Origin of the sequence: Arcobacter arenosus (assembly GCF_005771535.1) — a bacterium.
GTDB classification, from domain to species: domain Bacteria; phylum Campylobacterota; class Campylobacteria; order Campylobacterales; family Arcobacteraceae; genus Halarcobacter; species Halarcobacter arenosus.
The window spans coordinates 36545-49931 of sequence record NZ_VANU01000002.1 but is presented as its reverse complement, the minus strand read 5'-3'; the positions used below and the strand labels follow the sequence as shown (position 1 = coordinate 49931).

Sequence of the window (13387 nt, the reverse complement as noted above, 5' to 3'; positions counted from 1 at the left end):
TTCCAATAACTTGATAAAAAGCATATCAAGAAAAATTCATTTTTAAAGGAGTTTAATATGTTATTAACAAGATTTGACCCTTTTAGACAAATGAGGGAATTAGAAAAAAGTTTTTATAATTATCCTTCAAACGAAGGAGTAAGTGGATTTATTCCTGTGGTTAATACTAGAGAAGGGGATTCTTCTTTTTATATTGATGTTGATTTGCCAGGTGTTAAAAAAGATGATATAAAAGTAGATTTAGAAAAAAATGTTTTAACAATTTCTGGTGAAAGAAAAACAAAAGAAGAGGTAAAAGAAGAAGATTATTATAAAGTTGAAACTTCATTTGGTAAGTTTTCAAGAAGTTTTACCCTTCCAGATAATGCCGATGTAGAAAATATAGAAGCAAAATCTGTTGATGGTGTATTGGAATTAGTTATTCCAAAACTAGATGAAAGTAGAAGTAAAAAGGTTATTAGTATTCAATAAGGGAAGCTTTTAGCTTCTCTTAAAAAATAGTGGAAAGAGGTAGTGTTTTCTCCATTGAAAAATTTAATTTATAAGATTTTATTTTAAAGATTTGAACAGATTTTAGATTTTCTTATTCATACTATTTAGCCCTAATTATATACCACTAAAAAAAATTATTCCAGCTACCTCTTTCCACTGTATTTTATAATTTATATCAAGAACTTAGATTTAATAAAGTTATTTCAGAACTAGCACCAAGCCTCATAGGAGGACCCCAAAATCCTGTTCCTTTATTTACATAAATTTGTGTATTTTCATTGTGTTGATGTAAACCTTTTACATAAGGTTGTTGAAGTTTTACAAGATAATTAAATGGAAAAATTTGTCCTCCATGGGTATGACCACTTAAAACTAAATCCACATCTTTTACCTCCTCTATAAATTTTGGTTGGTGAGCAAGTAAAACTGTTGGATTATTTATCATTCTTCCATCTAGAGCTTTTTTTAAATCTGGAACATAGGCATTTACCCTTAAACCTATTAAATCGTAAACTCCAGCTAAATTAAAACCTTCATCCTCTTTTCCTATATATACATTTTCATTTTCTAAAGTTTTTATATTTAAAGTGTTTACATATTTAATAATATTTGTTACGTTATGAAAATATTCATGGTTACCAACTATAAAATATGTTCCATAATTAGATTTTAAATTTTTCAGTTCATCTAAAGCATCTTTTGCAAAATCTAAACTTGTGTCAACTAAGTCTCCTGTTATTACAACTACATCTGCCTCTAGCTGATTAACTTTTTTGACTAAATCAGAAATAAAATATTTATCTATTAATCCACCTATATGAATATCACTTAATTGAACTATTTTTTTTGGTTTGGCTAAACCTTTTATTTTTACATTAACCTTTTCAATCTCTACCGTCTTTGCATTTTGCATAGCCTTTGCATTTACACTAGTTGCAACACTTATTGCACCTATATCTAAAGTTTTTTTGAAAAAATCTCTTCTTTTTTCATTAACTGGAATTACTTTTAAAACTCTAGAAAATATTTCATAAAAAACTGTAGCTACAAACAATAAAAAGATTATTCCAATGGGAATTGATAGTAAAAAATATGCCCAGTTTGGTATTGTTGGATTGTATCTTGCAAATAGATATCCTATGACACCTAAAAGATTTACTGCTAAAAAAATATTAATCACTAACTTCAATTTATTTGAAAAATGAAGTTTTCGAACTAATCTTCTTGATATTAGTAAAGTAAGTATTGACATGACACTAATAAATAGTGTTATAAATATATAAAATCCCATAGGGAAATCTTATCTAAGGAAGATTAATAAAAATTAAATAATAGACAATAATTTAAAAGTTGTAATCTTATAGTAACCCATAAAAAGTAATATTTCAATAAATTTAATAATAAAGGAAAATAATGAACCATAAAAATGCCCTTAAAAGTTTAGTTGCAAGTTCAGCTATTGCTTTAATTTTCACAGCCTGTAGTCAGCCAGAATTGGCTTCAGTAAATAAAGATGGACATAATGATATTTATTTCAAACCTGTTGCTGCTCCTATAATGGATGCCGAAAAGAAAAAAATCATGACTTCAAGTGAAGTTGTTATAAATGGAGACGTTCATAAGATTGGATGGCATACAATTGCAAGAACTGGACAAAAACTTCCAAGTTTAGATGGTAAAACAATGGAGATTTTTGGGCAAGTTAAAAATGAAATGGGACAAGCTATAAATCATAAAGATGGAAGTCCATTTATTTGTAAAACTAGTAAAGATGGTTCAGGTCCAGATCATACAACATTACATGAAAAAGATGGTAAACTTTTTGCAATTACTCAATTTGAGTGTGGACCTGGAGCTATGTATATCTCAAGATTGGAAAAAACTCAAGAGGGAGGATTAAAAGCTGTTGCAACTAGTCATATCTCTCAAGCTGAATTTGAAGGTGGATGGGTTCATTGTGCAGGTATGAAAACTCCTTGGGGATCACATTTAGGTTCTGAAGAGTATGAACCAAATGCTAAAAAAGTCCAAAAAGATGAGTATTATCAAAACTTTGATTTATATTTTAAAGAGGGTAAAGCAGCACTTAACCCATATTTCTGGGGATGGACTCCTGAGGTTACAATTACAAACTCTAAGGGTGATACTGAATATGTAAAACATTATTCTATGGGTAGATTTGCTCACGAGTTAGCTTATGTTATGCCTGATGAAAAAACAGTTTATTTAAGTGATGATGGTACAAATGGAGCTTTATTTATGTTTATTGCTGATGAAGCAAGGGACTTAAGTTCTGGTAGATTATATTCTGCAAAATTATCTCAAAAAAGTGATAAAAATGGTGGTGCTTTTGATATTACTTGGATAAATCTTGGTAAAACTGATGATGCAACTATTAGAAAAGCTATTGAAAAAAGACTTTCATTTGAAGATATATTCTCTTCTGTTACTCCAGATGGTGCTACATGTCCAAGTGGATTTACATCAATCAATACAACTGCAGGTCATGAGTGCTTAAAAGTTAAACCTGGAATGGGAATTATTGCTTCAAGATTAGAATCAAGAAGATTTGCTGCTTTAAGAGGTGCAACTACTGAGTTTAGAAAAAAAGAGGGAATCACATTTGATAAAACTAATGGAAATGTTTATCTAGCAATGTCAAGAATTCAATATGGTATGGAAGATTTTGCAAAAAAAGGTAAGAAAAATGATAAATATGATATTGGTGGGAATAATGACATCAAACTTCCATTAAATAGTTGTGGTGGAGTTTATAAACTTCCTGTTGGAATTGCAAAAGACTCTAAAGGTCTTGCAATTGATTCTAAAATGGTAATAACTTCAATGTCTGGTGAAGTTATGGGTGAGATGAAATCATATCCTGAAGGTGGTGAGTTTGATGGAAACAAATGTGCAGTTGATAAAATTGCAGAGCCAGATAACTTAACATTTATTGATAACTCAGATATCCTAATTATAGGTGAAGATACAGGTGCTCACCAAATTGATTATATCTGGGCTTATAATGTTAAAACTAAAGATATCACTAGAATCTTAACTTCTCCATATGGTTCTGAAACAACTTCTCCATTTTGGTATCCAAATATTGGTGGAAATGCCTATATGACTACAGTTATTCAACATCCATTTGGTGAATCTGATAAAGACAAAAAAGATTCAGCAGCAGATACTGAATCTTGGATTGGTGTAGTTGGACCATTCCCTGCATTTAAATAAATATATTTAAAACCTAAGGGGATTTTCCCTTAGGTTTTTTATTTCTAACTATTTTAAACTAAGGCACAACTAAATGTTAAAAAAACAACTTATTATTTTAATACTACTAAATAGCTATCTTTTTTCCCTTGAGGTAGATTTATTACAAAACAAACTATTAAATTCTTCACCATATATTACTTCTCAATGTTATACAAAAACAAAAGATGATAAAAACTTATTACATAATCCATGTTATAGCTGTCATTCAAAAAATAAAGAACCAAACTATACTATGGGTGATGATGATTTACAAGAAGCTTACGATTTTCCAGGGCCTGCTTTAAAAAATCCTTGGACAAACCTTTTTAAAGATAGAACAAAAGAGGTTTCAAAAATTAGTGATAAAGAGATTTTAGATTATATAAATAAAAGCAATTATATTAAAAATAATAAAATTATATTAAAAGAAAAACTAAAAAATATCCCTAAAAATTGGGATTATAATAAAAATTCTAAATGGGATGGGTATATTCCTGATTGTTATTTTAATTTTGATAATGAGGGTTTTGATAAAAATCCAAATGGTGAGTATACAGCTTGGAGGTCTTTTGCATATAGACCATTTCTAGGAACATTTTGGCCTACAAATGGAAGCACTGATGATGTGATTATTAGACTTGGTAAAGATTTTAGAGTAAATGAAAATGGAAAGTTTGATAAAGAGGTTTATAAATTAAATCTTTCTATTGTTGAATCTTTGATTAAACAAGCTGACGTAAAAATTGATGCAACAGATGAAAACAAATATGGTTTTGATATGAACCAAAATGGAAAATTTGATATTGCAGAAAAAATTGTATTTAAATGGAGCCAACCAAAATATGATAATGAAACTTTTAAAATTTCAGGTTTCTCAATGACTTATGTTGGAAAGGCTAAAAAACTTCTTGAAGAAAATAAAGTGATGATAGCACCAGGTCTTTATCCAATTCAAACAGAATTTCTACACACAGTTAGATATATTGGTATTGATAAAGATGAAAAAATAGTTATGACTCCACGTATGAAAGAGCTTAGATACGGGAAAAAAGTTAGGTGGCATTCATATAGTGAACTTAAAAATCTAGGTCTTTCAAAACTAAAAGGAAAAAATGATAATCCAGATAGGTTAGATCAATTTTTAGGGGACTTTGAAGTTGGTATATATAATGCCTTAGGATGGAAATATCAAGGTTTCATTGAAGATGCAGAAGGTGAGCTTAGACCTCAAAGTTATGAGGAAACACTATTTTGTATGGGATGTCATAACAATATTGGAGCAATTGCTGATTCTACCTTTGTTTTTCAAAGAAAATTAGAGGGTAATAGTTTTCAAAATGGATGGTATCATTGGAGTCAAAAAGGGCTTGAGGGGATAACAGATAGATTACTAAAAAATGGTGATACTGAGTATGTGCAATATTTAAAAGTAAATAATGCTGGGGATGAGTTTAGACAAAATAAAGAGATTATGGAAAAGTTTTTTGTTAAAGGCTGGGAAGAAGATAAAGAAAATATTCAAAAAGATTTAGATGAAAAGTTAGAAAATCCACATGCTTATCAAAAACAGTATTGGAAGTTAAAAGAAAAAGAGATTGAAAAATTAAAAAGGGATATTGCTTATTTGATAATGCCAACTGCAAAAAGGGCTCTACAACTTAATAAAGCATATAAAGTAATTGTTGATGAACAAAGTTTTTCTTTAGGAAGAGAAGCCCATGTTAAACCTATAATAAATGTACATAAACAAGTAAGTGATGGTCAAGAAACTAAGTTACAGAAAGTGTTAAATGAGTAATCTAATTTATTTTAGATTACTTGCTTTTACTACAGATTTATTTAAAGCTTTTAGAAGATTATCAATATCTTCTAAGGTTTGTGAATAATGTATTGAAATTCTAATCCAACCTGGCTTTTGTTTAATCTCTTCTTTAGTGTTAAAGCCTAATAAATCGTGTCCATAAGGTCCCGCACAAGAACAACCTGCTCTTGTTTGAATTCCATCATTTTCAGAAAGCCTTTCACAGATATCATATGGATTTATATCTTCAATATTAAAAGAGATAATCCCAATATTTTTTGAATCAAGATTCCCGTAGATTTTTATATTTGGGATTTTCTTTATCTCTTCTAAGAAGTGATTTAGTAACATATTCTTTTGGTCACAAATAAACTCAAAACCAATCTCATTTCTAAGCTTATATGCTAGTGCTGCACGAATTAGTTGTAATATTCCCGGTGTTCCAGCTGTTTCTCTAGTTGTAATCTCTTTTTCATACTCTTGCATTTGTGAGTTTACATATGAAACTGTACCACCACCTGCGAAAGATGGAGCAAGGGAATTGTCAATTAAAGAGTTCCTAACAACTAAGATACCACAACTACCAGGACCTCCTAAAAGTTTGTGGGGAGAGATAAATAAGGCATCATATAGTTCACAAGGGATATTCATATATGGACTGCTTGCCGCTGCATCAAAACAAACTGTTGCACCGTAAAGTCTAAGTAATCTTGAAATCTCTTCATAGGGTGTTACAATCCCAGTTACATTTGAAGCGATACAAAAACTTCCAATTATCTCTCTATGTCTATTCTCTTGTAAGATTTCCTTTAATTGTCTTAAATCAACTAGTCCATTTTTATCAAGTTGAATTCTTTTTACTTCACATAAAGCTTCTCTGTAGCTAATCTCATTTGAGTGATGCTCATAGGGACCAACAATAACTAATGGAAGCTTTTTTTTAGCCACTGTTATATTAAATCTTTTTAATGTTGCAGGTGGGATATATATTCCAATTAATTCTTGAAATTTTTTAATAGCAGCTGTTGCTCCACAACCACCAGGGATAATAGAAAATTCATCATTCAATTCTAATGAGTTTTTTAAAGATTCTAAGGCTTCATTATAATATTGATTTGTAATGTTGGCATTAGCAGATTCTTTTGAGTGAGTATTTGCGTAAGTTTCTAATACATCTCTAATTCTATTCTCTACTTGTCTAAATCCAAGTCCCGAGGCTGTATAATCAAAGTACTCTTTTTTGCTTTTGCCAATGGTGTTATATCTTATAAAATCTAATACATTTGTATTTTCATCAAAAAATGGTCTAAAAATATCTTTTTTCATGTAATAATTTTAACTTATTTTTATTATAGATAATATTAATAAACCTAGGAGTTTTAACTCCTAAGATTTATTTTGCTTTAGTTAATAAAAAGTCTCTAAAGTTTGAAAACTCAGAATTTTGGTAGTCTATGACTAAATTTTCTATAGTTTCATTTACTTTATTCAATGGAAATTTTATACCAGTTTTTTTGTTAAACTGTGAATTAGCACCTTCTAAAAATCCACCAACTAGAAGTTCAAACCCTTCAGTCATAACCCCTTCCTCATCTCTTGTTTTTGTTCCCATAAGTCCAATATCAACGATATGTGGATGGGCACATGAGTTTGGACATCCGTTTACACTTATGGTTACTCTTTCACTAAACTCAGGAAATTTTGTTTCCAAGTGTTCAACTAGATTTTTAGCAACACCCTTTGTTTCAGAGATTGCAAATTTACAAAAATCAAGTCCTGTACAAGCTTGAATTCTTGCTTTAAAATTAGATGGGAATGGTGAAATAGCAACTTTTTCTAATTCATCAGCCATATCTTTTGCATTTTGTGATGGCACATCAGTTATTACAATATTTTGAGTAACTGTTGCTTTTAACGCTTTTGCATCATACTTTTCAAAAATAGAAATTAAGTTGTTTAATCCATCTAAACCAATATGTCCAGAATTTAAAGCACATCCAATAAAACTTGAACCTTCAATTTTTGATTCATGAATACCAAAATGTTCTCTATATTTTGAGTGTGTATATTCAATCTCTTTTGGCGTTTTGATTTCAAAATCAATATTTTCTTTAAGAGTATCAACAAACTTTTCTAATCCCCAAAATTCAATTAGGTGACCAAGTCTAGCTTTTGTTCTTTTTTCTCTTAATCCATGGTCTCTATAGATTCTAGTAATCTCTTGTGTTAAAGGAATAATTTGCTCTTCAGTTACATATCCAATATGCTCAGCAACTCTTCTATTTGAAGCTAAACCTCCACCAACGCTTACAGCAAATTCAATTTCTCCATTTTCTTTTTTAACTGCATTGAAACTTACATCTTGCATCTCATGGTGCATACAGTTTTTAGAACATCCATTCACACCAACTTTATATTTTCTTGGAAGATTAGAAAATTCTCTATTCCCTTTGAAAAATGCGTTTAAGTTTTCAACAATATGTGTAACATCAGCTATCTCTTCATGGTCAATGCCATTTACTGGACAAGAAACAACATTTCTTGGTACATCCCCTGCTGCAAAAATTGAACTTAATCCAACAGTCTCAAGTAATCTAAATACTTCTGGTAAATCTGCAACTTTTATAAAGTGAAACTGTAAATCTTGTCTTGTTGTAAAATCAGCAGTTCCCCTTGCGTGTTTTTCACAAATTTCAGCCATAACTTTTAGTTGAGGTAAAGTTAATTCTCCCCCTATAAGTTTAACCCTAAGCATAAAATACAAGGTATTATCATCTTCCCCTTGTAGATTTTTATTTTGTGTGTACATTCCATACCATTTAAATCTATCAATATCTTCAGGGTCTACTTCTTCACCAGTTTGGGCATATCTATGGATGTCCTTGATTACATCAAGTCCATCCTTTTCTTTTTTTATTCGCTCAACACGTTGAGCTTTTGTTTCTTTCTCTGCCATTGATTTATCCTAAAATCTCTTTACAACCCCACTCAGGGAAGTTCTTTCTAATATATGCATTTAACTCAATCTCTGCTTGAGTATAAACTTTTTTCTCTTCTTCTAAATGTGCAAAGCCTTCAATAGAACTCACAATCATACCAGCACCAACAGTAGAATTAGTATATTTGTCAATAATAATAAAACTTCCTGTATATCTATTCTCATGATATGGGTCTACTGCTATTTCTCTATCTAAAGATACAGTAACTTTTGCTATATCATTTAAAGCAAGTTCATTTGCATCAACCTCTTCAAATGTATTAATATTCTTTTTAAACTCTATTGAATTAAATGCTCCATTTAATACTGATGTAGCTCTTTTAATTACATAGTTTTGGTTTAACTTTAATGGAGTCTCATCCATCCATACTACCATTGCTGATAAATGATTAGATACTTTAGGAATATCATCTGATTTTACAATCATATCCCCTCTTGAAATATCAATCTCATCTTCAAGTGTAATAGTTGTTGCCATTGGAGCAAATGCAGTTTGAATAGTTTCAACTTGCTCATCTTTTCCAATTGGTCTTAAATCTTTAATATCATTAGATACTATTGATTTAACTTTAGATGTTTTTCTTGATGGTAATACAGTAATTTCATCTCCAACACTGATACTTCCACTTGCAATAGTTCCAGAAAACCCTCTAAAGTTTAAGTGTGGTCTTATTACATATTGAACTGGCAATCTAAATGAATCAGATTCATCCTTATGAATTGGCGTAGTATCAAGAATCTCCATTAAAGGTTTATCTTTATACCAAGGTGCTTTAGGAGAGTTTGTTAATATATTATCTCCATCAAGTGCAGAAATAGGAATAAATTGAATATTTAAATCTCTATTATGAGGTAGGTATTCAATAATCTCTTTATAATCTGCTTTGATTTTTTCAAACACATCTTCTGAAAAATCAACTAAATCCATTTTATTAATAGCAACTACTAGGTTTTTAATCCCTAATAAAGATGCAATATATGAGTGTCTTTTAGTTTGAGTTAAAATACCTTGTCTTGCATCAACAAGAATAATTGCTAAATCTGCTGTTGATGCTCCTGTTGCCATATTTCTTGTATATTGTTCATGACCTGGAGTATCTGCAATAATAAATTTTCTTTTATCAGTTGAGAAAAATCTATAGGCAACATCAATTGTAATACCTTGTTCTCTCTCACTTGCTAATCCATCAACTAAAAGTGCTAAGTCAATTTTATCACCAGTAGTTCCACTTTTTTTACTATCTTTTTCAATAGAAGCTAATTGATCTTCAAAAATCATCTTTGAATCATAAAGTAATCTTCCTATTAGTGTAGATTTACCATCATCAACACTTCCACAAGTTATAAATCTAAGAATCTCTTTATTCTCATGCTCTTTTAAATATTGTTCTATATTTGTTGCTATTAAATCTGATTGATGTGCCATCTTAAAAATACCCTTCTTGTTTCTTTTTCTCCATTGATGCATCACCATCACTATCTATTAATCTTCCTTGTCTTTCACTTGTTGTACAAACTAACATCTCTTGAATGATTTCAGGTAATGTTGTTGCTTCAGAGTTTACTGCTCCAGTTAGAGGATAACATCCAAGTGTTCTAAATCTAACTTTTTCTTTTTTAGCTGTACGTCTTAGCTCTTCAGGCATTCTCTCATCATCAACCATGATTTTTGTACCCATATATTCAACTACTTCTCGCTCTTTTGAGAAGTATAAATCAGGAATATCAATATTTTCTAAATAGATATATTGCCAAATATCTAATTCTGTCCAGTTAGACAATGGGAATACTCTAATTGATTCACCTTGAGTATGTTTTCCATTATAGATATTCCAAAGTTCAGGTCTTTGGTTTTTTGGATCCCATCTATGGTTTTTATCTCTAAAAGAGTAAATTCTCTCTTTTGCTCTAGATTTTTCTTCATCTCTTCTTGCTCCACCAAATACTGCATCAAACTTTTGGATATTTAGTGCATTTTTTAAACCTTCTGTTTTCATAATATCTGTATGTAAAGCAGATCCATGTTCAAAAGGTGAAATATCCATTTCAATTCCTTTTGGGTTTGAGTAAACGATTAATTCCATACCTACTTCTTTAGCACGTCTATCTCTAAACTCTATCATCTCTTTAAATTTCCATTTTGTATCCACATGCATTAATGGAAGTGGCGGAGGTGCTGGGTAAAAGGCTTTTTGTAGCAAGTGTAACATCACTGAAGAATCTTTACCTACACTATAAAGCATACCAGGGTTACTAAACTCTGCTACTACTTCTTTCATTATGTGCATTGATTCTGCTTCTAGTTGTTTTAGGTGTGTTAGTCTTTCTTGACTTATATTAATTTCATTCATATCTATAATTCCGTTAATTTTTTATTTTGCGTGTAAACCACACTCTTTGTGTTCTGGGTTTTCCCACCACCATCTACCAGCTCTTATATCTTCACCAGGTTTAATGGCTCTGGTACAGGGTGCACATCCAATACTTGGAAAACCTTGGTCATGTAGTTTGTTATATGGAACATTATTTGCTTTAATGTAATCCCATACATCCTCTTCACTCCAGTTTATAAGTGGGTTTACTTTGATAACTTCAAAGTTTTCATCCCATTCAACAACTGGCATATCTACTCTTGTCACACTTTGTGTAGCTCTTAATCCTGTAATCCAAACTTTTAAAGGTTTTAAAGCTCTTTTTAGTGGTTCAATCTTTCTAATACCACAGCATCTTTTTCTGTTTTCTATACTTTCAAAGTGCCCATTTATTCCTTGAGTTGAATACAACTCTTGCACATCATCATTTAAAGGGAAAAAAACATTTATTTTTACCCCATATTTTAGATTTGTTGCATCCATTACATCATAGGTTTCAGGGTGTAATCTTCCTGTATCTAGAGTAAATATATTTGCATTTTTGTCAATTTTTAACATTAAATCAGTTAAAACTTGATCCTCTGCACCTAAACTACTTGATAAAGCTGTTTTGTCTTTGTACTCATTTATGAAGTACTCTAAAATCTCACTTGCCTCTGCTCTTGCAAACTTCTCATTTAATACGTTAATCTCATGCATATCTATTACCTATATTTATTTTTTATCAAATTTGATAATCTGGTTCCTGTACTTTCCCAAAAGAGATCTTATTCCAAGCTCTTTCATGAAAGTAGTATAGGGCCATTTTTGTAAATAGTTCTATTGAACCAATTGACGCGGCCATAGTAAGGTTACCAGTTATAAAATAGGAGATGATTATAGTATCAAGTGTTCCGACAGTTCGCCAAGAGACAGTTTTAGCAATGGATCGTCTTGCCTTTTCTGCCATTTTTACCTCTCAAACTAAATGTTTATATGAGAGGATGAGTTTTTACTCATCGTCATATAATCCTGAACTTAAATATCTCTCACCTGTGTCACAAAGAATTGTAACAATCGTTTTACCTTTGTTTTCTGGTTTAGAAGCTATTCTTGTAGCTGCTAAAACATTTGCACCTGCTGAAATTCCAACTAATAAACCTTCAGTTTTTGCTAATTCTCTTGAAGTTGCAATTGCATCTTCATTTGAAATTTTAACAATCTCTTCAAATAAATCAGTATTTAATACATCTGGAACAAATCCTGCACCAATACCTTGAATTTTATGTGGACCTGGCTTACCACCACTTAAAACTGGAGATGCTTCAGGCTCAACCGCAACAACTTGGATATCTGGGTTATGTTGTTTTAAAACTTCACCAATACCAGTAATAGAACCACCTGTACCAATAGCTGCAACTAAGATATCAATTTTTCCATCAGTATCTGCAAGAATCTCTTTTGCAGTTGTTTTTCTGTGGATATCTGGGTTTGCACCATTTGCAAATTGTTGTGGAATAAATGAATTTGCTGTTGTTTCAGCTAATTCATTTGCCTTATCAATTGCACCTTTCATCCCTTTTTCTGGCTCAGTTAATACAAGCTGGGCACCTAAAGCTTTTAAAAGTTTTCTTCTTTCAATACTCATTGATGATGGCATTGTAAGGATTAATTTAATTCCTAAACCAGCACAAACTGAAGCTAAAGCAATACCAGTATTTCCTGATGTTGGCTCAATTACAGTTGTTGATTCATTGATTAGACCTTGCTCTAAAGCAGTTTTAATCATATTTGTACCAATTCTATCTTTTACAGAGTGAGTAGGGTTCATAAACTCACATTTTCCAAGAACAGTTGCACCTGATTCTTTACTAGCTTTGTTTAATTTTACCAGTGGTGTATTTCCAATTAATTCTGTAACGTTTTCTGCAAATTTCATTTTATATCCTTATAATTTGTCCCAAATTTTAAGGGACCTTTTTCATATCTTTCTACTTTTTATCAGTGGATATAAAATCCACTTAAAAGTAGCAAATTCTAAAGAGAACAACGAGTTGTTCTTCTCACCTAGATACTGTAATGTAAAAATTCGTTATATTTATCTTGATAATCATCAAGTTGAGCCAAAGAGATATTAAAAATCTTCTTAGTATTTTCTTTTGCTTCGTCAAAAAATATGTTCAAAATAGGGTTTTCAGTGCTACTATCAATAACTTTTAAATCACCCTCTAAAGCAATTAAAATATCTTTTACTAAAATATCTTTTGGTTCTTTTGCCAAAATATAACCACCTCTTGCACCTCTAATACTTCTTACAAGTTCTGCTCGTCTTAGTTTACTAAGCAGTTGTTCTAAGTAGTTTTGAGGAATATTAGCACTTGAAGATATCTCTTTGATTTGAACTGGAGTATCTTCTTTGTGCTTACTAAGTTGGTACATAGCTGTTAAACCATATACCCCTTTTGTTGAAATCAGTGGCATAATTAA

12 protein-coding genes are annotated in these 13387 nt (G+C 30.7%); 3 read left to right on the top strand and 9 right to left on the bottom strand.

The genetic code is table 11. From position 1 onward, the window contains the following. The first annotated feature begins 57 nt into the window (after positions 1–57). A complete protein-coding gene (locus FDK22_RS04670) occupies positions 58–471 on the top strand; it encodes an Hsp20/alpha crystallin family protein (RefSeq protein ID WP_138151753.1) in 414 nt (137 codons plus the stop codon). Positions 472–667: 196 nt separating this feature from the next. On the opposite strand, the gene FDK22_RS04665 is transcribed toward FDK22_RS04670, so the two are convergent. Continuing rightward, on the bottom strand, positions 668–1783 hold the full coding sequence (locus FDK22_RS04665) for a metallophosphoesterase (protein ID WP_138151752.1): 1116 nt from the start codon (positions 1781–1783) through the stop codon (positions 668–670). Positions 1784–1905: 122 nt separating this feature from the next. Here FDK22_RS04665 and FDK22_RS04660 point away from each other — a divergent pair, with 122 nt between their 5' ends. Continuing rightward, on the top strand, positions 1906–3729 hold the full coding sequence (locus FDK22_RS04660; RefSeq protein ID WP_138151751.1) for an alkaline phosphatase PhoX: 1824 nt from the start codon (positions 1906–1908) through the stop codon (positions 3727–3729). Positions 3730–3802: 73 nt separating this feature from the next. Next, positions 3803–5548: a hypothetical protein gene (locus tag FDK22_RS04655; RefSeq protein WP_138151750.1), complete on the top strand. Its 1746-nt coding sequence runs from the start codon at positions 3803–3805 to the stop codon at positions 5546–5548. Between the two features lie 6 nt (positions 5549–5554). Here FDK22_RS04655 and FDK22_RS04650 read toward each other — a convergent pair whose 3' ends face one another. From FDK22_RS04650 to FDK22_RS04615, 8 genes are all read right to left on the bottom strand, one after another. Then, entirely contained in the window at positions 5555–6877 is a 1323-nt protein-coding gene (locus FDK22_RS04650; protein WP_138151749.1) for an aminotransferase class V-fold PLP-dependent enzyme, read from the bottom strand. A 67-nt stretch (positions 6878–6944) separates the two neighbouring features. Next, on the bottom strand, positions 6945–8507 hold the full coding sequence (locus FDK22_RS04645) for a nitrite/sulfite reductase (RefSeq protein ID WP_138151748.1): 1563 nt from the start codon (positions 8505–8507) through the stop codon (positions 6945–6947). Between the two features lie 4 nt (positions 8508–8511). Beyond that, a complete protein-coding gene (gene cysN, locus FDK22_RS04640; RefSeq protein WP_138151747.1) occupies positions 8512–9975 on the bottom strand; it encodes a sulfate adenylyltransferase subunit CysN in 1464 nt (487 codons plus the stop codon). Between the two features lies 1 nt (position 9976). Continuing rightward, a complete protein-coding gene (cysD, locus tag FDK22_RS04635) occupies positions 9977–10900 on the bottom strand; it encodes a sulfate adenylyltransferase subunit CysD (RefSeq protein ID WP_171012918.1) in 924 nt (307 codons plus the stop codon). A gap of 21 nt (positions 10901–10921) precedes the next feature. Further along, positions 10922–11620, bottom strand: a complete 699-nt coding sequence (locus tag FDK22_RS04630) for a phosphoadenylyl-sulfate reductase (RefSeq protein WP_138151746.1) — start codon at positions 11618–11620, stop codon at positions 10922–10924. Positions 11621–11645: 25 nt separating this feature from the next. Next, positions 11646–11870 carry a DUF2061 domain-containing protein gene (locus FDK22_RS04625; protein ID WP_138151745.1) on the bottom strand — a complete coding sequence of 75 codons (225 nt, stop codon included), beginning with the start codon at positions 11868–11870 and terminating at the stop codon, positions 11646–11648. A 42-nt stretch (positions 11871–11912) separates the two neighbouring features. Beyond that, complete coding sequence (gene cysK / locus FDK22_RS04620) at positions 11913–12839, bottom strand: cysteine synthase A (protein ID WP_138151744.1); 927 nt, start codon at positions 12837–12839, stop codon at positions 11913–11915. 128 nt (positions 12840–12967) lie between these two features. Then, positions 12968–13381, bottom strand: coding sequence for an RrF2 family transcriptional regulator (locus FDK22_RS04615; protein ID WP_138151743.1), 414 nt, complete (start codon positions 13379–13381; stop codon positions 12968–12970). Between the last annotated feature and the right edge of the window lie 6 nt (positions 13382–13387).